This is a genomic window from Nostoc sp. NZL (genome assembly GCF_015714705.1).
Taxonomy (GTDB): Bacteria; Cyanobacteriota; Cyanobacteriia; order Cyanobacteriales; family Nostocaceae; genus Nostoc; species Nostoc foliaceum_A.
This window is the reverse complement of the sequence record NZ_WBKL01000039.1, coordinates 49,341-73,750: the sequence shown is the minus strand read 5'-3', so window position 1 is coordinate 73,750 and position 24,410 is coordinate 49,341. Positions and strand designations below refer to the sequence as shown.

13 protein-coding genes are annotated in these 24,410 nt (G+C 40.1%); 9 read left to right on the top strand and 4 right to left on the bottom strand.

The features are described 5' to 3' along the window. Window positions 1-248: 248 nt before the first annotated feature. The 3 genes from F8R90_RS05625 to F8R90_RS05615 all read right to left on the bottom strand — a co-directional run bounded on the left by F8R90_RS05625 (window position 249) and on the right by F8R90_RS05615 (window position 7,906). The gene (locus F8R90_RS05625) at window positions 249-986 is read right to left on the bottom strand and encodes a glycosyltransferase family 32 protein (protein ID WP_230966128.1); all 738 of its coding nucleotides are present in this window, start codon (window positions 984-986) and stop codon (window positions 249-251) included. Between the two features lie 149 nt (window positions 987-1,135). Continuing rightward, window positions 1,136-1,369, bottom strand: a complete 234-nt coding sequence (locus tag F8R90_RS05620; RefSeq protein WP_190889957.1) for an MbtH family protein — start codon at window positions 1,367-1,369, stop codon at window positions 1,136-1,138. A 36-nt stretch (window positions 1,370-1,405) separates the two neighbouring features. Further along, on the bottom strand, window positions 1,406-7,906 hold the full coding sequence (locus F8R90_RS05615; protein ID WP_230966127.1) for a non-ribosomal peptide synthetase: 6,501 nt from the start codon (window positions 7,904-7,906) through the stop codon (window positions 1,406-1,408). Between the two features lie 570 nt (window positions 7,907-8,476). Here F8R90_RS05615 and F8R90_RS05610 point away from each other — a divergent pair. The 7 genes from F8R90_RS05610 to F8R90_RS05580 all read left to right on the top strand — a co-directional run bounded on the left by F8R90_RS05610 (window position 8,477) and on the right by F8R90_RS05580 (window position 21,954). Beyond that, complete coding sequence (locus F8R90_RS05610; protein WP_196509931.1) at window positions 8,477-9,364, top strand: 2OG-Fe(II)-dependent halogenase WelO5 family protein; 888 nt, start codon at window positions 8,477-8,479, stop codon at window positions 9,362-9,364. Between the two features lie 6 nt (window positions 9,365-9,370). Next, entirely contained in the window at window positions 9,371-10,306 is a 936-nt protein-coding gene (locus F8R90_RS05605; protein ID WP_196509930.1) for a glycosyltransferase family 2 protein, read from the top strand. Window positions 10,307-10,333: 27 nt separating this feature from the next. Continuing rightward, window positions 10,334-18,838, top strand: a complete 8,505-nt coding sequence (locus F8R90_RS05600) for a non-ribosomal peptide synthetase (RefSeq protein WP_196509929.1) — start codon at window positions 10,334-10,336, stop codon at window positions 18,836-18,838. Window positions 18,839-19,208: 370 nt separating this feature from the next. After that, window positions 19,209-19,463: a SemiSWEET transporter gene (locus F8R90_RS05595; RefSeq protein WP_190889967.1), complete on the top strand. Its 255-nt coding sequence runs from the start codon at window positions 19,209-19,211 to the stop codon at window positions 19,461-19,463. Between the two features lie 175 nt (window positions 19,464-19,638). After that, on the top strand, window positions 19,639-21,285 hold the full coding sequence (locus F8R90_RS05590; protein WP_196509928.1) for a B12-binding domain-containing radical SAM protein: 1,647 nt from the start codon (window positions 19,639-19,641) through the stop codon (window positions 21,283-21,285). Window positions 21,286-21,296: 11 nt separating this feature from the next. After that, complete coding sequence (locus F8R90_RS05585) at window positions 21,297-21,485, top strand: CPXCG motif-containing cysteine-rich protein (RefSeq protein WP_012411100.1); 189 nt, start codon at window positions 21,297-21,299, stop codon at window positions 21,483-21,485. Between the two features lie 19 nt (window positions 21,486-21,504). Beyond that, window positions 21,505-21,954 carry an SRPBCC family protein gene (locus F8R90_RS05580; protein ID WP_196509927.1) on the top strand — a complete coding sequence of 150 codons (450 nt, stop codon included), beginning with the start codon at window positions 21,505-21,507 and terminating at the stop codon, window positions 21,952-21,954. A gap of 22 nt (window positions 21,955-21,976) precedes the next feature. Here F8R90_RS05580 and F8R90_RS05575 read toward each other — a convergent pair whose 3' ends face one another. Continuing rightward, window positions 21,977-22,795 (bottom strand): SDR family NAD(P)-dependent oxidoreductase, encoded by an 819-nt coding sequence (locus F8R90_RS05575; RefSeq protein WP_196509926.1) that lies wholly within the window; start codon window positions 22,793-22,795, stop codon window positions 21,977-21,979. Between the two features lie 327 nt (window positions 22,796-23,122). Here F8R90_RS05575 and F8R90_RS05570 point away from each other — a divergent pair, with 327 nt between their 5' ends. Further along, window positions 23,123-23,314: a chlorophyll a/b-binding protein gene (locus F8R90_RS05570; protein ID WP_190889978.1), complete on the top strand. Its 192-nt coding sequence runs from the start codon at window positions 23,123-23,125 to the stop codon at window positions 23,312-23,314. A 325-nt stretch (window positions 23,315-23,639) separates the two neighbouring features. Then, window positions 23,640-24,401: a beta-carotene ketolase CrtW gene (gene crtW, locus F8R90_RS05565; RefSeq protein ID WP_196509925.1), complete on the top strand. Its 762-nt coding sequence runs from the start codon at window positions 23,640-23,642 to the stop codon at window positions 24,399-24,401. The last annotated feature ends 9 nt before the right edge of the window (window positions 24,402-24,410 follow it).

Below are 24,410 nucleotides of genomic sequence, written 5' to 3'. Positions count from 1 at the left end.
GATAATGATAATCGAATAGGGGGAGGTGGGAGAGAAACGAGCGACGCTCGTTTCTCTCCCACCCTTTTTATGATTATCATTATTGTATTGTTTTCTGAATAGGTATACTACACAATAATTGTTAAAGGTCAGGATGCTTTAAGGCTGACAAGATAATATTTTTAACCTCTAATTTCTTTTGATTTGCGTTCTCTCCTATCGCTTTTAGTCTAAACTCCAGTATTTTATAAACAAGCCCAGGCAAAAAATTAGACAGTACTTTTGAAGAAAGAGCGAAAGAACCAGTATGGTTCTAAAATCATACCGAATAAAGCTCTGGTTATCTGGTGTTTTGCAGGCAACCAAGAAGTAGTCATGTGGTGTATGGTATAAGTCTCTGAGCTAGGCTGGCTCTTGAAGATTTTGCCGTTAAGTTCCATTGGAGCACCTGGTTCAAAAATGTAACCTGGGCATATACGAACTGTGGGACTTTCATGGAATTTACTTGCTACTACGGAATCATTTAACATGATAGGCCCGGTGCTGTGGCCTACATAATAAGGCATGGTATTTTGGGCTGAATTATCTTTGCGTTTTTGTAATTCCTCGAAGACTTTTAGCCAGAGAGGATGTCCTGGAACACTGCCCATAATGGCATTACTAAAGCAAACTAATTTTGAAAGCACAAGCTCAAAATCTGCTAATAAATCATCAAGTGGTTTGAGGCATTCAATATCCATATCAATATAGAAACCTCCATAATGATGAAGGATAAAATAGCGTATGGCATCAAAACGTTGAATTTTATGGGGATAAGCATCAAATATTGGCAGAAACCAGGGATAATTATCTGCCATAAATTTTTTTGCTCTGGCTTCATCCCAAAATTGATGTTCCCATTCTGGGTGATGCTGCAAAACTGTTTGATGATAGCGACGATATTTTTCTGGTATGGCTGCTTCTCCCAGAAAAAAAATCTGATGGATTATTTTGGGAATTTTAGTCATTGAGCAATTGGGTATGGTTTTGATTCTTCGCATTCCCTAGTACTTTGTCAAGCTAGTTTTGAGGGTTTGTAGTAAGCACTAAAGTGCTTAGAAAATAAGGACTAAAGTCCTTACTACGAACTTCTAGTCCTCAATCTCTAAGTTAAGTTTTACAATTCAGGATGAGCAGATGCTTCTTGCATCGCCTGACGCAAACTTAAAGGACGCATATCTGTCCATACTTCTTCGATATAGGCTAAACATTCAGTTTTAGAGCCTTCTTTGCCTACAGATTTCCATCCTAATGGCAGTTCCTGTTTCCATTTCGGCCAAATTGAATATTGTTCTTCATGATTGACTACTACAAGATAAATAGTTTCGTCGTTGTGTTCGTTGTTACTCATGGTTTTTTAGGCTCCTTTGTTTTGGTGATTGGTCTATTACCCATTACCTTTAACTAATATGCCGTCATCGCTTAAGTTTACAGAACGGCGTTGACGCGAGGCTTTGGGAATATCGGTGGTTGTTTGCACAGATGCAGAAGTTGCTAGTAAAAGAGCGATCGCTTCTGGAGTACGATGGGTGAATAATTGAGTTAAGGGAAACTCGGTTTGATAGGTTTGGCGCAAACGGATGGCTAATTGGGTAACTAACAGGGAATCTCCGCCAATTTCAAAGAAATCATCGGTAATTCCTACCCGTTCTATTTGCAATAAACTAGCTATCAGGGAACAGATAGTTGCTTCTTGCTCATTTCTAGGTGCAATATAAGGTTTACTTGTCCAACTCCAATCGGGTGCAGGTAAAGCTTTGTAGTCTACTTTGCCGTTAACTGTTAAGGGAATGGCTTCTAGTGGCACAAAGACCCCTGGAATCATATAGTCTGGTAATTTGCTCTTTAAAAACTCTGGTAAGACGGTTTTCAGGTCTGAATCGCTATTAGAGATAAAGTAAGCAATGAGCCGATTATCTCCATTTGCAGCTTTTCCTACGGTGACTAAGGCTTCTTTTACTTGGGGGTGAGTGCTGACAACAGCAGTAATTTCACCTGGTTCAATCCGAAAACCGCGTATTTTAACTTGCTGGTCGGCGCGTCCGAGATATTCTAGGTCGCCATTCGGTAGACGACGCGCTAAATCTCCACTGCGATATAGACGACTACCAGGAGTTTTGGCGTAGGGGTCGGGAATAAATCTCTCTGAACTCAAACGAGGCTGATGCAGATAACCCCGTGTCACTCCCGCACCGCCAATGTAGATTTCCCCAGGAACTCCTATCGGCATTGGTTCCAGATTCTCATCTAAGATATAGAGATTTAAATCGGGAATCGGTTGACCAATAACGCTACCTCGATTGGCGTTTACATCTGCTTGGGTAATCGGTCTATAGGTGACGTGAACGGTGGTTTCGGTAATACCGTACATATTAATTAATCTCGGTTTTTCGTCGCCATATAACTCAAACCAAGGTTGTAGGCTTGGTAGTTCTAAGGCTTCTCCACCGAAAATGACGTAACGCAAAGTTAGCTTTTGTGTCTCTGATGTGGCTACTTGGATCAATTGCTTGAAGGCTGATGGAGTTTGATTTAATACCGTAACTTTGTGGTTTTGAAGCAGTTGGAAAAAGTCCTTTGGCGAACGACTTGTCCAATAGGGGACTACGACTACTTGACCGCCATACAGCAAGGCTCCCCACAGTTCCCAAACGGAGAAGTCGAAGGCGTAGGAATGAAACAACGTCCAAACATCTGCGCTGTTAAATTCAAACCAGGATTGAGTGGCTTTGAGCAGGCGAATAACGTTGGCATGAGTAACAATACAGCCTTTTGGTTTACCCGTAGAACCACTAGTATAAATTATATAAGATGGATGCTCTGGTAATATCTGGACTGCTAAGGACTCATAGCTTTGATTTTCTAGTTGGGTGATTATCTCTTCGAGAATGATAATTTCGGTATCACCTGCGGGAATTTGAGGAACGACTGAACGCTGGGTGATGAGTAGAGAAATGCCACTATCTTGTAAGAGAAATTCTATGCGATCGCTTGGATAACTAGTATCAACAGGAACATAAGCGCCACCAGCCTTGAGGATTGCCAGGATGGCTATTACTAAATGTTCAGAACGTTCTAAACAAAGCCCCACAAGGGTTTCTGTCCTAACACCTCTGCTTTTTAAGTAATGTGCAAGGCGATTGGAACGAGTATCTAATTCTGCAAAACTGAGAGTAGTTTCTTGGAAACAGAGGGCGGTTTTGTCTGCATATTGGGAAACCGCTTGAGCAAAGGCAAAAACCAGGGTTTGGTCAGATAGATAATTGGCTGAGTCGAGATTGGAAGCTTGCAGTAAGCTTTGGCGTTCTTCAGAAGAGAGGAGCGATCGCTTGTGATATGGTGTTTGTGGTTGAGTGGCGAGTTCAGTCAGGGCAGTTTGATAATACTTGCCATATTGCTCAACTTGTGCATCGCCAAACTGCTGCACGTCATAGATTAAATTCAATTGCAGGGCTGCACTTCCTGGAACCAGACAAAACTCTACTAGGAAGGGAAAATCTGTCTCTTCAAAAATATCAACGTTTTTAACTTCAACTTGGGGTAGATTTAGCAGCCCTTCATATACGTGAAAATGGACGTAGTTAAATCCCACTTCAAATAAAGGACGCTGATCAATCAGGTGTTGCATCTCAGCTAATGGGAAATTCCGATAAGGGAGAATGTCCCGTTCAGCCCGGAAAACAGCTTGGATTAACTCTAGCCAACTACCAGATGTCAATTCCATCCTCAACGGTACTGTATTGACGAACAAACCTAACAGATTTTGACTGTCAAGGGTTTCGGGTCGTCCATTGATGACGTTACCAGTCACGACTTGATTTTGTCCAGTTAAAAAGGAGAGAACGCGCAGATGCACGGCTAAAAGCGCTGTTTTCAAAGGAACTCCAGCATTTTTGGCAAGTTTGCGGAGGCTATTAGCTAACTGCTCGTCAATGGTGATTGATAAGCGTTTGAGTTGGCGTTTTAGAGACATTGAATGCTCTACATTCAGACGCGGGAGGGTGCTCACTTCCAAGTTGCTGAGATGTTTTTGCCAAAATTCTTGCAGTTGCTTGTCAGCGATCGCTTGTTGTTCTTGAGCGATAAAATCTCTGTAAGCAATCTCTGGAACTGTCAACGCTGGAACGTTTGCGGTTTCTAAATACTGAACATAACGTTGTAACAATTGCGTGAGCAATGTTGCGACACTCCAACCATCCAGAATGACATGATGAAAACTGAAGCTGAAGCTGAGTTCTTCATCTGAGAGTCGGTGAATTTGGAAGCGGAATAAGGGAGGTTTCGCAATATCAAAAGAGCGGGTTTTTTCAGATTCAATCCATTTGGCGACTTGCTGAGGTGCATTCGCTCCCAAATTACGCAAATCGACAACCGTTAAAGGTAATTCAACTTGAGCGTGAACAATTTGAATCGGCGTGCTGTATACTGTCCAGTGGAAAGAAGTCCGCAATACTGGATGTGCGCGACAAATATCAGCGATCGCATTTTTCCAAGCCGCTTCTGAATAGGTGAGGCGTAAATCAAAGGTGAAAATTTGGTGGAAAATTGCCGAGTCAGGATGCATCTCACTGTGATAGAGCATTCCTCCCTGTAAACTAGAGAGGGGATAAGCATCTTCGGCATCTTTTGGTAAGCGCTGGCGATCGCTTTCTGACAAAAGGTCAATAGCCGTAGTTTTACCTAACTCAGTTGTAGTTAACGCTGATTTTCTTACAGCCAACTGACGCACAGTTGCAAATTCATAAAGTTCTCTAGCGGAAATTGCAAAACCTGCTTTTTTAGCTTTAGCGATAACTTGCAAAGCCAGAATCGAATCTCCGCCAATTTCAAAGAAATTATCGTCAATCCCGACTTTTTCCAGACCAAGAACTGCGGCTACAATTGCACAGAAGCTTTCTTCATCAGCATTGCGGGGAGCTACATAATCTTCTTCTACCCTTAAAAGGTTCCAATCGGTCGCGGGTAATGCTTGGGTGTCAATTTTACCATTAACAGTCAAAGGAAAGGTTTCTAAACTCACATAAGCTGCTGGTACCATATACTCAGGCAGCTTGGTTTTGAGATACTGACGCAGTTCATTAATATTGGGATGGGATTCTCCTGGAACATAATAAGCAACCAGCCTATTTTCTTCTTCCCATTCATCAGTCAAAATCAAAGCTTCACGAACTTGAAAATGGGACGTTAACGCTGTTTGGATTTCTCCCAACTCAATCCGAAAACCGCGAATTTTGACTTGTCTATCTATCCTTCCCAAATATTCTAAATCTCCGTTAGGCAATCTCCGCGCTAAATCGCCACTGCGGTAAATTCGTCCTTCTGCAAAAGGATTCGGTAAAAAGCGTTCTGCTGTCAGTGCGGGACGATTTAAATAACCGCCAGTCACCCCTGCACCGGCTACATAAATTTCTCCTGGTAATCCATCAGCAACGGGTTCTAGTTTTTCATCGAGCAGGTATATCTGCAAGTCGGGAATCTCTGTACCGATTACACTAGAACGGTTTTTGGTAAGGTCGGACTGGGAAATAGGGCGATAGGTAACGTGAACGGTGGTTTCGGTAATCCCGTACATATTAATTAAACGCGGGTTTTTATCCCCGTACCGTTCTAGCCAGGGACGCAAACTTGGCAAGTCCAAAGCTTCACCGCCAAAGATAACATAGCGTAACGCCAGTTTTCCCACACTGGCTTCGTCGGCGCGAATCAGTTGGTTGAAGGCGGAAGGAGTTTGATTGAGGACAGTTACCCGTTCTGTGGTAAGAAATTCGCGGAATGATTCTGGGGATCTACTTAACCAGAACGGAACAATAATCACTTTCCCCCCGTAAAGTAAAGCTCCCCATAATTCCCAAACGGAAAAATCAAAGGCGAAGGAGTGAAACAGCGTCCAAATATCTTGTTCGTTAAAACCAAACCAAGCTTCTGTGGAACGCATTAGCCGGATGGCGTTAGCATGGGTTACAACGCAACCTTTGGGTATGCCAGTGGAACCACTAGTGTAAATTATATAAGCTGGAAATTCTGGTTGTAAGTAAATTAGTGGTGATGTATCTGGTTGATTGCTAAGTTCCTTTTCTATAGATTTGAGAGTGAATGCTACTACTTCTTTGTCAGTCAATTCTGATAAAACTGAGTCTTCAGAAATGAGTGCCATAATCCCACTATCTTGCAGAATTAATTGCAGACGTGCAGAGGGAGAATTAGGATCGAGGGGAACATAGGCTGCACCAGCTTTCAGGATTCCTAGTATGGCAATAATGACGTTTTCTGAACGTTCTAAACATAATCCTACTCGTGTTCCCGGTCGAACTCCTTGGCTTTGCAAATAATGAGCGAGGTGATTTGCCTTTGCATTAAGTTCGGCGTAGGTAAGGGTGATTTTGTTAAATTTAACTGCGATATTTTCAGAATATTTCTTGGCGGTGCTATAAAAAGCAGAAACGAGTGTTTCTGTGGTTAACGGGAAACCTAACCCTCTAACCCCTTTCCCTTGTAGGGAAGGGGGAAAATTCAAAACCTCTCCTCTAGTAGGAGAGAGGTTTTCCAAATCCTGTGAAACGCTTATTTCCGGTAATCCAATAGACAGGCTAGAAATGGTTTGTTCTAAATTTTCTCCGGCTTCTTCAAACAGATTTTGGAAGTTTGTAACTATCTGTTCTACTATCTGAGAATCTAAATAGGAAAGATTGTAATCAAAATCAATTTTGATATCACTATGTTCTTCATACTCTCGCACATAGATAATTAGTGGAACTTTTTGTTGATGGCTGTAGAGAGGAACACAACTTGTTTGACTATCAGCAAAACATTCGTTGTAATCGTGCCTTTCGTAGGAAAGATAAACTTCAAATAAATGGTCTTTGCTGCTTGGTTGTAAGCCAGAAATACGCTTTAGCTCTCCCAAAGGAAAACGTTGATGGCGATAGTCTTGCCGCAATAGATAGCGGATTTGATCTAGAAGTTCATGGACTGTTTTATTGCCATTTATTTCCACCCGGAATGGAATGGTGCTGACAAATAAGCCAATGGCATCTTTAAAACTTTTTTTATTGCGATTTAAAAGAGATAAGCCAACAACTAAATCACTTTTGGTATAGCTTTTAGTTAAATAAATTGTAACTAAACTCAAAATCAAATGAAAGACATTTGATTGAATATTTTGACAAAGAGTATTAACCCGGTTATATTGCTCACGAGAAATATAAATAGATTGACGGTTCCCCATCAATTCTTGGGGTTTAATTTGAGGAAAAATCTTAGGTAAAACCTGCTTTAAGCGCTGCTGCCAATATTCGCGATCGCGCTGAAAACTCTTTGATTCTAAATACTCTGATTCTTCCTGAAGATATTCAATTATAGACCAATCTCTTTCTATTTGATTATCTGTACCTTTATTAATAATTTTATTGTAAGTCTTTATTACTTCCCTAAAGAAAATAGAAGTTCCCCAGCCATCAGTGATAGCATGATGATATTTAGCAAAAATAATATGTTTTTGACTGTTAATCCGAATTAGTTCAAAAGCCACCAGTGAGGAATTTTCACCAAAGCTAAAAGGCGTGGTAAATTGCCTATTTATATACTCTTTGGCATCTTCTTCACTATTATTATGACTTGAAAAATCAACTAAAGTAACCTTTGCATCTTGGTGCGGTGCAATTGTCTGCAAAGGCTTACCTTCAGATTCATAAATTCGTGTTCGCAAACCTGGATGACAGCGAATTACTTTGTTAATGGCATAATTGAAAACTTCAATATCGAAAGCACCCTGAACCGTGACAACTGCACCGATATTCAGATGGGAACCTTCCGACCACATCATTTGGTCGATATAAATCTCTCTTTGATTGATTGATAATGGAAATATTTTATTCACGGTGTCTGTCATAATTCCTTAAATAAATTAACCTTTTCAGGGGCAAAAGCTTTGAGATAATTCGCTTTTAGCCGAAGTTAATATTTACTAAGCACACACGGAGTGAAAAATGTCTTGTTCCTACATGATAGATACAAGCAAGTTAATTATTAAACACTTACGCTCAACTTGGTATGAAGTTGATTAGTATAAAATTTAACTATTTTTGACTCATCATAAATCAATATGTTTAGCTCATTTTAGGTAAAGTGTTTCTATTTTGATAATTATTTCACAAAAGCTATAACTACAACTTATCGTTACTCAAAGTGTGGTTGACAAGAAGATAATTATATGAAATATATGATGATGTCAACACCATGATGTAAAAAATTTATCTTCTTCTGCAATTAAGGCAGCCTCCCTGATGCTGCCGGACAAGTCTTGAGAGGTAATATTTTTGCAAAAATATTGTGATTCTACACGTACAAAGGGCTGGAACTTCCAGTACTACAGACTATAAACACTCGATCTATGTCTGCTTTGAACGCAACGGATGAAAAGGTTTCAGGATTTTTAACCCAGAAATTTTAAGTAAATACTATGCCTAAAAGAGTCATTTCCAAAGAACCCCTGTTTAACTTTATTGACATTCATATCTCAGAGATAGAAAAACATCCCAACGCCTTGCAAGATATGCTGTTTAACCGCAGCTTTGAGGGTATGATTATCCGCGAAGTGTTGCCTAAAGAGACTGTTGAGTTAGTCGTCAGTCGCCTAGAAAATAATGAAGGCGGGATGAGTGGAATTTTAGACTCTAAGTTTGCCGAGGCGATCAAGGGAGCCTATACTTTGGGTGAAAACATTGTTTTCTCCGACCCTGGCTTGCAACAGTACTTTGATTATGCAGCCATTTTTCGGGAAAAGTGCCGCACATTGTTTGAAGGGAAGTTGGACTTTGAGGCGCTAATGGAATCTGTATTGCGCTCTCTTTCTGGGGGACTTTCGGTACAAGTACCCAATGGCCCTCAAGGACAAAGCTACATTCCAGCTACCATCCGTAAGGTACCAACAGATCATGAGTTTCCTATCCATGTGGGGAACGATTTTTTGAACAGTCCTCAAAGTGAGCATTTGAGAACCCTGGTGGATGTCACTGACCAACTCAGTTTCTTCATTCCCGTAGCTCTCCCGGAAGCTGGAGGAGAACTAGTTATCTATGGGCTAGAGTGGGACGGAGAGGAGTTAGTTTTTGAAGACACAAACTCTAAGAACGGCTATGGCTCTCGCTTATACCAGCAATCACATCAGGTATTTGATCAGCAGTATGGAAGCATGACTTTTAAGCCGAATATTGGAGATATGATGTTATTCGATGGTGGTCGCTTCTATCACTGTATCGTCCCAACAATTGGCGATCGCACCAGAATAACTATTGGTGGATTTCTCTCGTTCTCTAAAGAGCATGATGCAATTTACTACTGGAGCTAATTTTGTATGGCGAAAGTTAGTATTGTTACACCCTGCTACAATGCAGAAAAATTTATCGGTAAGGCAATAGAAAGTTTGAGCAATCAAACTTTCACCGATTGGGAGTATGTGGTTGTAGATGATGGTAGTACTGATAAATCTAAAGAAATTGTAGCAGATTATCTGACTATAGAACCTCGTATGAGGTTGATCAAACAGTCCAACAGTGGGACGTGTGTAACACGTAACAATGGTTTTAAAGCTTGTTCTTTAGAATCGCAATACTTATTATTTTTTGATGCGGATGACTGCTTAGAACCCCAAATGCTAGAGGTTATGGTTAAATACCTTGACCAATATCCTCATGTTGGTGCTGCTTACTGCGATTTCTCTAATATTGAGGAAGATGGTAAGTTGATAAACACCGTTTCTTGGCCAAGATTTGTCCCCTCTTTCTTTGGCGTAAAAACCCTACCCTATGATACTCCTGAAACACCTTTGGCAGCTATTGTGGCTGGTTTAGGAGGTGGACTAGACGGACGTTGTGTTTTTCGTCGATGTATATATGAAAAGACATCGGGATGGGATGAAAATTTAGGGAGAAATGGTGGACATATACTTGACCTCTTGCTACAAGTTGCTTTAGTCAGCGAAGTTCATTTTGTAGCCGAAAAACTGCATCAATATCGTTTACATAGTATTAATCAACTACATAGGACAGTTAACTTTAAAGCTCAAGCTCAAAAAATTACTAACAAATGGAAAGATGGAAAATGGTTGACCCAAGAGCAAAAAGCCAAAGTAGCTGAAGTTCTGTGGTTTTATGAAAAAAGATTAATGCCTTTATTCGAGATGCAATCTGGAACAGACTTGATGCGACGTGGACAAGTTGGTACAGCATTAAGGTTATATCTGGAAGCTGGGAAAAAGTATTTTATGTCATTTTTTCCGGCATCACTTTAAAATAGACTGATTTTATTTATATATATTATGATGAATTCAGAAATAAATGATATTGAACTTTTAGAATTCCTTCTAGAAGAGGAAGGAATCGAACTAGAAAAAGACCAGTTTTTGATTCCGCGTCGCAGTCTTACCCAAGCACCTGCTTCTTTTCAACAAAGACGGTTGTGGTTTCTTTATGAATTAGAACCTACATCTTCTGCTTATAATATTTGTTCTGTATTCAGTCTGCATGGGAATTTACAGGTAGAGGCTTTGCAGGAAGCTTTTAAACAATTGCAGCAGCGACATGAAAGCCTGCGAACCACATTTATAGCAATTGATGGGGAACCTTGGCAACAGATTCACCCAGATTATTTAGCTGAAATTGTATTAGAAGATTGGAGCGATAACACAAAAGATGCTAAAAAACAAATCTTGAGAATAGGGCGTTCTGAAGCTGAATATGCCTTTGATTTGGAAACAGGGCCATTGGTGCGATCGCGCCTTTTTCGGCTAGCATCAAAACAATACATACTCACCCTAACTCTTCATCATACCATTGCTGATGCTTGGTCAATTGGCGTTTTTTTACAAGAAATTGCTGCTCTTTACCAATTGGCTATTAAAGGAGATGAAACAGCACTCCCAGATTTAAAAATTCAATACGCCGATTATGCCTTATGGCAACAAGAAAAATTTAACTATTTAGCTTTGCAAGATAGTCTTGCTTATTGGGAGAAACAACTAGCAGAATTACCAGTTTTGCAATTTCCCATTGATTTTACTAGACCCCGCCTCCAATCATTTCGGGGAGATTTGGTGAAATTTTCTCTACCAATTTCCCTCACAAATGCTATTCGTACCTTCAGCCAAAAAGAAGGTACCACTTTATTTATGACCCTGATGGGTGCTTTCCAGACTCTTTTAGCGCGTTACACCGGACAAGAGGATATACCAGTCGGTACTTCCATCGCCAATCGTCCGGGAATCGATGCTGAAAAACTCATTGGTTTTTTCGTCAATATGTTGGTGATTCGCACCGATTTATCAGACGAACCTAGTTTTCGCAAGCTGCTAAATAGAGTTAGAGAAACGATACTAGAGGCTTTTGAACATACAGAAGTACCATTTGAAACCTTAGTAGACCGCTTGCATCTTGAACGGGATACCAGCCGCAATCCCTTATTCCAAATTGCCTTTACTTTATTAAATGCACCCAAACCGCAATTTAGTACAGGTGATTTAGAAGTTTCCATATTAGCAACTCAAGAAGCGGCTCGTTTTGATTTAGAGTTATTCATTACCGAAAGCGAAAAACAGCTAAATGGAGTTTTATCCTACAACGTAGATTTATTCAAAAGAGAAACTGTAGAAAGATTTACGCGTCATTTTTGCCAACTTCTAGAAAATTTAATAGCGCAACCGGATACACCCGTAAGTCGCTTACCTTTTCTGCTGACTGAAGAATTATCTCAATTAATTCCAGCTACACCTCGCCAAAGTTTTCCCGTGCAATTTTGTTTGCATGAAATATTTAGCCAACAAGCAAAGTTGCGTCCCCAACAAACAGCGTTAATATTTGAAAATGAAACCCTTACTTATGCACAATTAAATCATCGCGCTAACCAATTAGCACATCATTTAATTAATCTTGGTGTCAAACCAGAATCACGAGTAGGACTGTGGCTATCGCGTTCCTTGGATTTGGTCGCTTCTATTTTGGCGATTCTGAAAGTGGGTGGGGTTTATGTTCCCTTCGATCCCGATTATCCGAGCGATCGCATCGCTTATATGATTGAAGATAGTCAAGTTGCAGTTTTGCTTACCCACACCCAATTTAAAGAGCAAATTCCATCTCACCAAGCTACTGTTATATTTATTGATAATTGCGAAGCTGAACTAGCAAAACTACAAACAACAGAACCAAAAGTTTTAGTTCAGCCAGATAACGCAGCTTATATTATTTATACCTCCGGTTCCACAGGAAAACCCAAAGGAGTCGTTGTCACCCATCGTCATGTTGTGCGTTTAATGTTGGCTACTGAAAAATGGTTCAACTTTAACGCCAAAGATGTGTGGACACTCTTTCATTCCTGCGCCTTTGATTTCTCCGTTTGGGAAATTTGGGGTGCTCTTTTCTTTGGTGGTCGTTTAATAATTGTACCTTATTTAGTAAGTCGTTCTCCCGAAGAATTTTATAACTTGCTTTGTGATGCTAAAGTCACAGTTTTAAACCAAACTCCTTCAGCATTTAGACAATTAATGCAAGCGGAAGAAATACTTTGTCGGGAAGGGGAACTAGAATTACGCTATGTAATTTTTGGTGGAGAAGCGCTCGATTTAGCAAGTCTAGAACCTTGGTTTGAACGCCATGATGATCAGCTTCCGTTACTAGTAAATATGTACGGGATTACGGAAACCACCGTTCACGTTACCTACCGTCCGATTCGCTTAAGGGATGTAAAACAACGTCTTGGTAGTTTAATTGGTAAACCGATTCCCGACCTTTCTCTATATATTTTAGATCGTCACTGCCAACCCATTCCCATTGGGGTAGTTGGTGAAATGTATATTGGTGGTGCGGGTGTAACTCGCGGTTATTTTAACCGTCCGCAATTAACCGCAGAACGGATGATTCCCAATCCGTTTAACAATTTAAAACCAGAACGCCTCTACAAAACTGGTGATTTAGCTCGTTTTCTTGATAACGGCGAAATTGAATATATAGGACGTAACGACCATCAAGTTAAAATTCGTGGCTTTCGCATCGAATTGGGGGAAATTGAAGGAGTTATCAAACGTCATTCAGGGGTGCGCGATGCTTTAGTAATTGTTCGGGAAGAAAGTAAAGAAGATGTGAGAATAGCCGCTTACATAGTTCCCAAAGATCAAATTTCAGACTATGAAACTTTGAAGCAGGAACAAACTCAAGAATGGCAATATACCTTTAACGAAACCTATCGTCATAGTGAAACTGAAGCCAACGAAGCCTTTAACATCACTGGTTGGAATAGTAGTTATGATAATCAACCCATTCCCGCCGCCGATATGCGTCAATGGCTAAATAATACCCTGGCGCGAATCCAAGCACTCAAACCCCAAAGGATTCTAGAAATTGGCTGTGGTACGGGGATGATTTTATTGAATATCGCTACTCAGGTAAAATCCTATTGGGGAACTGATTTTTCCCAGGAAGCAATTAAGCGATTGACAAATATTATGCAAAATCGCTCGTGGAATCATGTAAAGTTATTGACGCGAGAAGCCACTGATTTTTCCCAAATTCCTGATGCTGAGTTCGATACTATTATTATTAATTCTGTCGCCCAATATTTCCCATCTATTGAGTATTTACAGCAGGTAATTGCAGGCGCATTGGAAATATTAGCACCGGGAGGAAGTCTGTTTATTGGTGATAATCGGAATTTACCGCTTTTAAATTATTTTCATACCAGCGTTGCTTTTTCTCAAGCTGATGACAATACAAATAAGGAAACTTTTAAAACCCAAGTCCGACGCGTTGCGGAAACAGAAAGTGAATTAGTACTTGATCCAACTTTCTTCGTCAATCTGACCAAAGTTTTTCCCAATTTAGAGGTAGTAGAAGTTAACCTCAAAGAGGAAAATAGCCATAACGAACTGACTAAATATCGTTATGATGTCGTCTTACACAAATTAGCTGATTCACCAAATGATGTTATAGAACCTATTTGGAAAAATTGGGAAACAGCTTTGCAATTAGACGATTTACGTCAGGAAATTATTAAATCAGGTGCAATTGGTTGGCGTGGAATTCCCAATGCACGTTTAATTAAAGATGAAGCAGTTTTACAGTGGATGGAAGGAAATGATGGTGAAAAGACAATTGGAGAGTTACGCGAATCCATCTATAAAATTAACTTAGACCAAGCAATTGATCCAGCAGTTTTATCTACTCTAGCTAAAGAGATAGGCTGTCAATTAACTATTAGCCACTCTCCAGATTTGAGTCCGATTTATTTTGACGTTTGCTTCTATCCAACAACAGATGGAAAACGCCGCTCTCCAGTAATGCCAATTACTAGTATAGTCCCTACTCAAGCTACTAATTCTTACTGGATTGATCCGCTCAAAGGACGTTTTGCAAAAACGCTAATTTCCCAGTTAAAAGAACAGGTACGGGAAGAATTACCAGAATATATGCGTCCGTCTTCCTTTGTGCTTCTAGAAAGCTTCCCGATGACTCCCAGCGGTAAACTGGATTGGCGTGCTTTACCTGCACCAGAGCGAGATTTAGCGCTTAGTAAACAAGCTTTTGTTCAAGCCACAACTCCTACCCAAACAAGACTATGCACCCTCTGGCTTGATGTGCTAGCTATTGATACCATCGGCGTGACAGACGATTTCTTCCATTTAGGAGGACATTCTCTTTTAGCAACTAAGTTAGTTTCTCGGATTCGTGAAGAATTTAATTTAGCCTTACCCTTAAGAAAAGTTTTTGAACATTCAACGATCGCAGGTTTAGCTGAGGAAATTGAGCGCTTGGCTGTGGTGAGCGATTCTACAAGTACCCTTCAAGATATTATTCCACAAATTACCCTCCGAGAAAACTTACCGCTTTCTTTTTCTCAAGCACGACTCTGGTTTTTAGATTGGTTGGAACCGAATAATCCTGCTTACAATATTGCGATCGCTTTTCGTTTGGATGGAGATTTAAATCAAGAGGCGTTACACCGCAGTTTACAAGAAATAATTCAACGTCATGAAGCATTACGCACAACTTTTGAGACTAAGGACGGAGTTGCTGTACAAGTTATTCATGAATCTGATGAAGTGCCATTGACGCTGATAAATCTGGGTCATTTAGAGCCAGAAAAGCAGGAAGAAGCAGTTAAAAAATTAATTAGAGAAGCAATTATTTCTCCCTTCAATCTTCGTACACTGCCTTTATTGCGCGTCCATCTCTATCAGTTAAATGAGGACGCTCATGTTTTTGTCTTGGTAATACACCATATTATTTCTGATGGTTGGTCATTGGGTTTAATGATTAAGGAATTATCCTTATCTTATGCAGCATTTTGCCAGGGTGATGCATCGCCTTTATCACCTTTATCTCTACAATATGGGGAATTTGCCAATTGGCAACGAACAACTTTTGAGCAAACCCAACTACCTGCACAACTGGCTTATTGGAAAGCAAAACTTGGTGGAAAAATCGAAACTTTAGAGCTACCGACTGATTTTCCTCGTCCTGCGATCGCACGTTATCAAGGCGCTACTGTATCCTTTACGATTAACACAGAAGTGAGCGATCGCTTGCAGAAGTTATGCGAATCTCAAAGTGCTACCCTGTTCATGGGATTGTTAGGGGTATTTAGCACCCTGTTAATGCGTTATTCGGGACAGCAGGATTTATTAATTGGTACGCCCATTGCTAACCGAAATCGTAAACAAATTGAAGAACTAATTGGTTTTTTTGTCAATACTTTAGTTATCAGAACCGATTTAACTGGCAATCCTGATTTTAATACATTACTGTTACGAATCAAAGAAGAAACGCTGCAAGCTTATGCCCATCAGGATGTACCCTTAGAAAAGATTGTTGAAGAACTACATCCAGAAAGAAATCTCAGTCATCATCCCTTATTCCAGGTAATGTTTGTGTTACAAAATGCCCCGATGGGCAACTTGGAACTACCTAATTTGAGCCTTATTCCCTTGGAATTGGAACAGGTGACCGCTAAGTTTGATTTAACTCTATTAATGATAGAGACAGAAGCAGGAATTCAGGGAACATGGGAATATAGAACCGATTTATTTGATGTAACAACAATTAACCGGATGGTGGGTCATTTTCAAACCTTGCTAGAAAGTATTGTTGCTAATCCCAAACAGCGAATTACAGAGTTATCTCTACTAACAGCAACTGAGCAAAATCAATTATTGGTAAATTGGAATCAGACTCAAGTTGAGTATCCCCAAGATAAGTGCCTTCACCAATTATTTGAATTGCAGGTAGAGAAGACACCAGATGCAATAGCTGTGGTGTTTGAAAACGAAAATATGACTTACGGGGAGTTGAATAGACGGGCGAATAAATTGGCGCATTATCTACATTCAGTAGGGGTAAAATCAGATGTACTGGTTGGTATTTGCGTTGAGCGATCGCTAGAAATGGTAATTGCGTTGTTGGGTATTCTTAAAGCTGGTGGAGCTTATGTCCCCATCGATTCAGCTTATCCCCAAGAGCGGATAAATTTCATCCTAGAAGATGCTCAGACACCAGTCTTATTAACTCAACAAAAACTACTGGAAAAAGTTGGTGTTCAAGACAATATACAGCTTATTTGTTTAGATACTGACTGGGAAATCATTACCCAACAAAGTGCAGAAAACCCAGTTAATGAAGTAGTAGCAGAAAACTTAGCCTATACCATTTACACATCTGGTTCCACAGGTAAGCCCAAGGGAGTAATGATCTCTCACCGCGCTATTTGCAATCATATGTTCTGGATACAAACAACATTTCCCATGACGGAAGCAGACAAACTGCTCCAGAAAACTCCCTTAAGTTTCGATCCTTCTGTCTGGGAATTATACGCACCATTGTTAGTAGGCGCACAGTTGGTTATAGCTCGTCCAGGAGGTCATCAGGATAGTGCTTATCTAATTAAAATCATTAACGAACAGAAAATTACTTTTGTTCAATTTGTTCCATCGTTACTACAAATGATCTTAGAACAAGGAGGAATTGAAACTTGTAATTCTCTAAAAAACGTCTTCTGTGGGGGCGAAACTTTACCAGTTTCTCTGCAAGAAGGTTTGTTTAGTAAACTAAATGTGAATTTTCACAATCTCTATGGCCCAACTGAAGTTTGTATCAATACAACCTTCTCAACTTGTCAGCCTGGAATTAATCAAAAAATTGTTCCAATTGGTCGCCCAATTTCTAACAATCAAATTTATATTCTTGATCAGAATTTACAACCCGTTCCTATTGGTGTTCCTGGTGAACTGCACATTGGCGGCGCTGGGCTGGCGCGGGGTTATTTAAACCGTTTAGAGTTAACCGCCGAGAAATTTATTCCCAATCCTTTTAATAATTCAAAATCAGAACGTCTCTATAAAACAGGTGACTTAGCTCGTTATCTCCCTGATGGCAATATTGAATTTTTGGGGCGTATTGATAACCAGGTAAAAATTCGTGGCTTACGCATCGAATTAGGAGAAATTGAAGCAGTATTAAATCAGCATCCAGATGTCCTCAATACGGTGGTGATTACTTGTGCAGATTCAGTAGGAAGTCAATGCCTAGTTGCATACATTGTCTCCTCAATTGAGCAACTTACCTCTGTAAATCAGCTACGTACTTTCCTAAAAGAAAAACTGCCTGAATACATGGTGCCAGCACACTTTGTCATATTAGATTCTCTACCTTTAACACCTAATAGCAAAGTTGACAGAAAGGCACTATCTGCACTTAATTTTGAAAGGAATATCGACTCCAGCCAACAAATTCCCCCTCGGACGGCGTTAGAGCATAAATTAGTCCAAATTTGGCAAGAAATACTGCAAGTTAGCCCTATTGGTGTTACTGAAAACTTCTTTGATTTGGGTGGTCATTCGCTCTTAGCTATTCGGTTAATAGTAACAATTGAACAACGTTTAGGATGCAATCTACCTGTTGTTACTTTATTCCGGGAAGGTACGATAGAGAAGATGGCAGCTTTGCTAGAACAAGACCGGTCAAGCAGTGATTTAGATGTTCTAGTTCCTTTACAAACTAAGGGTGATTTACCCCCTTTATTTTTTGTACATCAAGCAGGCGGTTATGCTCTTTCCTACTCTGTACTTGCTCAAGCTTTGGGTCAAGAACGTCCAGTTTATGCACTTCAGGCAAAAGGTTTAGATGGAAAACAACCACCTTTAGATACTATCGAAGCAATGGCTGCTAGTTACCTAAAGGCAATTCGAGAAATTCTGCCTTGTGGGCCTTATTTGCTAGGTGGTCACTCTTTGGGAGGACTCATTGCTTTTGAAATGGCTTCCCAATTGGAATCTGGGGGAGAACAGATTGAGCATCTGTTAATTATCGATACTCATCCACCATTATCTACTCCTGAAATTGAGGCTTCTCTTGAAGATGAGGCTGCTATTCTTTGCTTTATTGTTGAGCAAATAGGACTGCATTTTAATACAACTGTAAGTGTTAATTATGACGAACTTTCGACTCTAGATAAAGCGGCTCAATTTGATTATGTGCTGCAACTGTTGCACCACCACGAACTCATTCCTCCTGATTCAGGACGCAGTATAATTTTCGGCTTACTCAATGTTTACAAAGCTAATTTGCAGGCAAGTCTGCGTTATCAACCACAACCCATTAAAGCTGGCATATCACTATTCAATACTTCATCATTATCAGAAAATTTTCCAGATGACCCTACTGTGGCTTGGGGACAATTAACCAAAGAGCGAGTATGCGTTTGTTGCGTAAGTGGTGAACATGAAACGGTTTTAAAAGAACCTCATGTCAGAAAACTTGTAGCAGAAATTCTAGATATATTATAACTAATACTAGGGCTATTTACTTCTAAAATCACTATTTTTACTAATCCCACTTAAGCCGACGGCGACAATTAGAAAAGAGCAAAACATAGTCAGGACTTACGCAAAATAATGAAAACACGAACCGCAAAGGACGCAAAGGACACAAAGGAATAAGAGTTTGAGAGAGTTATTGCGTAAGTCCTAATAGTAACTTGTGAGAGTGGACAAAAGTTATTAGCATGATCCTTGTTTTTTACTGCGTGCAGTAAAAAACAAGGATTTCCTAAAAAAATAAAATGCCGTTAAAACATAATATGTCAATCCTATTTTTATGTAATGCAAGTCTTACTAAGGCGTTACACTACAAATGAATTGATATGGTTGCATCGCAATGGATTTTCTGACAATTCTAGGATTAGCTGCTGCTACACTTACAACAATCGCCTTCTTGCCACAGATGTTTCAAACTTGGCAAACTAAATCAGCAAAAGATGTTTCTTTCGTCATGCTGATTACATTTATGAGCGGTCTTTTTTTGTGGTTAATCTACGGAATTTATCTCCAAGCCTTGCCAATTATTCTTGCTAATAGCGTGACATTGTTTTTTAACTTGATAATTCTATGGCTTAAAATTAAATATAGATAAAGAAGCCTTGGTGACTAGAAATCGCGGCTACACAAACTCTCGTCAGCCTGGGCGGGCTAAAATGAAACCCACGTTGGCGTAGCCTCTCGTAGAGAAAAGAAAGAAAATTGGTTTTTGCCTGTGTAGGCGCGAATTCTATGAAACTGTATTATTCAAACACCCCTAAAAAACACCTGTGACATCATCTGTATTTACCTCTGAACGCCTCCTTTTCACGCCCGCTAACCCAAACACCGACGCTATTCCCATCATTTTTGCCTTTCCTAATGAATATAGTGTAGGTATCACTAGCCTCGGCTATCAGGTGGTGTGGGCAACCTTGGCAATGCGTGATGATGTGCAGGTGAGTCGCCTGTTTACAGATACTCACGAACAACTCCCCAGAACACCGGAAATTGTGGGATTTTCGATTTCCTGGGAACTGGATTATGTGAATATTCTAAATTTGCTGGAATCTTTGGATATTCCGATTCTGGCAACCTCTCGTGATGATTCTCATCCGATAATTTTTGGTGGTGGCCCAGTTCTCACTGCTAACCCCGAACCTTTTGCAGATTTTTTTGATGCCGTTTTACTGGGGGATGGCGAAAACCTACTGGGAAATTTCATTGAGGCGTACAAAGAAATAAGAAATGCTTCTAGACAAACTCAACTAAAAAGACTTGCACAAGTCCCAGGAATTTATATTCCTAGTTTGTATGAGGTGGAATATCACAGCATAGATGGTGCAGTAAAGTCAATTGAACCAATTTCCCCCGAAATTCCCGCAGTGGTACAAAAGCAAACTTATCGGGGAAATACTCTATCAGCATCGACTGTAGTCACCGAAAAAGCTGCATGGGAAAATATTTACATGGTGGAAGTGGTGAGAAGTTGTCCAGAAATGTGCCGCTTCTGTTTGGCGAGTTATCTCACACTGCCTTTTAGGACAGCCAGTCTTGAAAGTTCATTAATTCCAGCCATTGAAAAAGGTTTAGAAGTTACAAATCGCCTAGGATTATTGGGCGCTTCTGTAACTCAGCATCCAGAATTTGAGACTTTACTGGATTATATTAGTCAGCCAAAATACGATGATGTCCGTCTCAGTATTGCCTCAGTGCGAACCAATACCGTAACAGTCCAGTTAGCAGAAACTTTGACGAAACGAGACACGCGATCGCTTACCATTGCTGTAGAGAGTGGTTCCGAAAAAATCCGCCAAATCATTAACAAAAAGCTGCATAACGACGAAATTATCCAAGCGGCGGTAAATGCCAAAGCTGGCGGATTAAAAAGCTTGAAACTCTACGGAATGGCAGGAATTCCCGGTGAGGAACCAGAAGATTTAGAGCAAACCGTGACAATGATGCGTAATATCAAAAAAGCTGCGCCGGGATTGCGGTTAACATACGGATGCAGCACCTTTGTACCGAAAGCACACACACCATTTCAATGGTTTGGGGTGAATCGTCAAGCAGAAAAGCGGTTGCAGTTTTTGCAAAAACAGCTAAAACCACAGGGGATAGAGTTTCGCCCAGAAAGCTATAACTGGTCGATTATACAAGCTTTATTGTCGAGAGGCGATCGCAGGCTCTCCCAACTCCTCCAACTTACTCGTGACTTTGGCGATTCCTTGGGTAGCTACAAACGTGCTTTCAAACAACTCAAAGGACAAATTCCCGATTTAGATTTCTACGTCCACGCCCAGTGGTCAACAGAGCAAGTTTTACCTTGGAGCCACTTGCAAGGGCCTCTGCCACAGTCTACACTACTAAAGCATTTGGCTGATGCTCAGAGTTATATCAACCCAACTCCAAAAGAATTACAGCCATTGAATTCATAGCTGAAAACTTGATGCAAAACACAGCTGAGTATTACTGCGCCTATTGCGGCGAACCGAACTTAACTTTTATTGATTTGAGTGCTGGAGGACAGCAATCTTATGTAGAAGATTGTCAAGTTTGCTGTAACCCAAATATTTTGTATGTGCGGGTTGATGAAGATACCCTAGATATCGAGATTGATACCGAATCCGAAAGTTGAATTTTAGGTTTTTCTTTCCATGCTGCACTTTAAACATTCTTCAGTAATAAATGCGTCGCCAGAAGTAGTTTGGAAATTTCATGAAAGGCCAGATATTTTGCAACTCCTGAATCCACCTTGGCAGCCAGTCCAAGTGGTTCGTCGTGAGGGAGGGCTGAACGTGGGCGCTATCACAGAATTTCGCCTGTTTCTCGGCCCATTACCCTTAACTTGGTTAGCGCGTCATACTGAATGTGAAAAATATCGCCTGTTTACCGACGAACAGATATCTGGCCCCTTTGAGTCTTGGGTACATCGACATGAATTTGAACCGGAAGCTGGCAAAACTAGGCTAACTGATGCAATCTCCTTCTCCATGCCTGGCGGAGGAACAGTTGAATTTGTCAGTGGTTGGTTAGTGCAAGCGCAACTAGAGGCTATGTTTCGGTATCGCCACTATGTAACGAAACGAGAATGTGAATCACAATAGCAGAATGTACTGGGAGCAAAAATTAACTATCCTGATTTTTCAACCCTTGCCGCGAAACCCACTTTATCAAACCAGGAAACAAGCGATACAAAGCTTGCGAGAAATTCGCCGAACCAACCATCACTTCTGACTTCTTATTCTTGACTGCATCCCAGATAGCATTTGCCACATCTTCAGGCTTCTCCACCACCGGATTTTTCAGCACATTCTCAAGCTGTCCACGACGAGCTTGAGCATCTTGCTCATCTTTGCCCCGAAAAACTGCCCGTTCCATTAAAGTACTCTTAATTAAATTCGGATAAATCCCACAAACATGAATCCCTTTTGGTTGTAGTTCTGCTTGTAGAGCTTCCGTCAAACCTGTCACGCCAAACTTACTAGTACAGTAGGGAACCAAGTAAGCAGTTGGCACCTTACCGCCGATGGAACTTAAATTAACTATAGTTCCACTTCCCCGCTGGAGGAAATGAGGTAGAAGGGCATTAATTGTGTGGATATATCCCCATAAATTAGTGTCTATAATTTGATGCCAATCACTCAGAGAAAACTGCTCTACGGGCCCCGATGCAAAGATGCCCGCATTGTTTATTAGCACATCGATATAACCATAATTTTCTAATGCCTTTTGCACTAATGTGTTTACCTGAGATGGGTCAGTGACATCGCAAGTAACCGTTAATGGTGCTGCACAACCAATGCTTTGCAACTCCTGCGCTAAGGCTTCTAAGCGGTTAGCATGACGAGCTGCAATTACAAGGTCATATCCTTGCCGAGAAAATAAAATAGCTGTCGCTTTACCAATACCTTCAGAAGCGCCTGTAATAAGTACTGTAGGAGCCATACTATATATAAGTTTGAAAATATTATTTGCTCTTTTTTATTTTGGACAATAATACTCCAGAAACCTTCTAACTTTCGTTAGATTTTTTATCATATCCAAAATCCTTTTTTAGTAATATTACAGGTTTTCATTCGCAGAGATTTGGTAAAAATATCTCTCCTCTATAGGCTAGCTATTATTGAACTTTTGTTAGATAAGTATTTCCTAAACCACCTTAAAATCTCATTCTTTAGAGTTGCTTCTACTTTGGAACTAGAGACAGATAGCGCTAAATGGGTATTTTAAGTAATATGAACAATGTACTTAACTTCTTAAGGAAACTTAACAATGGCACTTTATCCTAGTGATAAAACTGAAACTGCATACAATGGCAAAGACCGCAATGCTGCTGAACTTGGGCTAACTCCTCAGTCTGAACTTTGGAACGGTCGCTTGGCTATGATCGGTTTTCTTGCTTACTTACTTTGGGATCTCAATGGTTACAGCGTAGTGCGGGACGTACTTCACCTCATTTCCTAAACTCCCCGCTAATTATTGAGCATCTTTCTTGCAGCCTTAGATTGTATCCCAAGTATCAAACAGAAGGCACTGATTATACTAAATACCAATTTAACCAGTGTCCTCACTTGTATCACCCAACCTTTCAACCGAAAACAGTTTTTAGAATAGCAGCTGCGTGTGTAATACTAGTTAAAGTATCTTAATATTTCTACACATTTTTGAGCATTGGCATTGTCCAGTGTAAAAGATTGACCACTAACACAGTTTCCCGGCTAGTAGTTAGTTGTTTTTGTAATCACTATATTTTTGGAATTTTCATTTGAATGCTAGGCGGAGTAAAAGTGTGATCGAGTTAGAACAACCACCCAGTCATCAAACAAAACTGACCCCAGTAGTGAAAAGTAAATCTCAGTTTAAGGGACTTTTCATTGCTATTGTCATTGTTAGCGCATGGGCCATTAGCCTGAGTTTATTACTTTCCCTTGACATCTCCCAGTTAAAATTGTGGGTGTTATTGCCTGTTCTACTATGGCAAACATTTTTATATACGGGATTATTTATTACATCTCATGATGCTATGCATGGAGTAGTATTTCCCCAGAATACTAAGATTAATCATCTTATTGGGACATTAACCCTATCTATTTATGGTCTTTTGCCCTATAAAAAATTATTGAAAAAACATTGGGTACATCACCACAATCCAGCAAGTCAAATAGACCCAGATTTTCATAATGGGAAACACAAAAATTTCTTTGCGTGGTATTTTCATTTTATGAAGGGTTACTGGAGTTGGGGACAAATAATTGCGTTGACTATTATTTATAACTTTGCTAATTACATACTTCATATACCAAGTGATAATCTAAATTACTTTTGGGTGTTCCCCTCGCTTTTAAGTTCATTACAATTATTTTATTTTGGGACTTTTTTACCTCATAGTGAACCAATAGGGGGTTATGTTCAGCCTCATTGTTCGCAAACAATTAGCCGTCCAATTTGGTGGTCATTTATCACGTGCTATCATTTCGGCTACCATGAAGAACATCACGAATATCCCCATGTTCCTTGGTGGCAGTTACCAGAAATTTACATAAAAAAATAGTGTTTATCT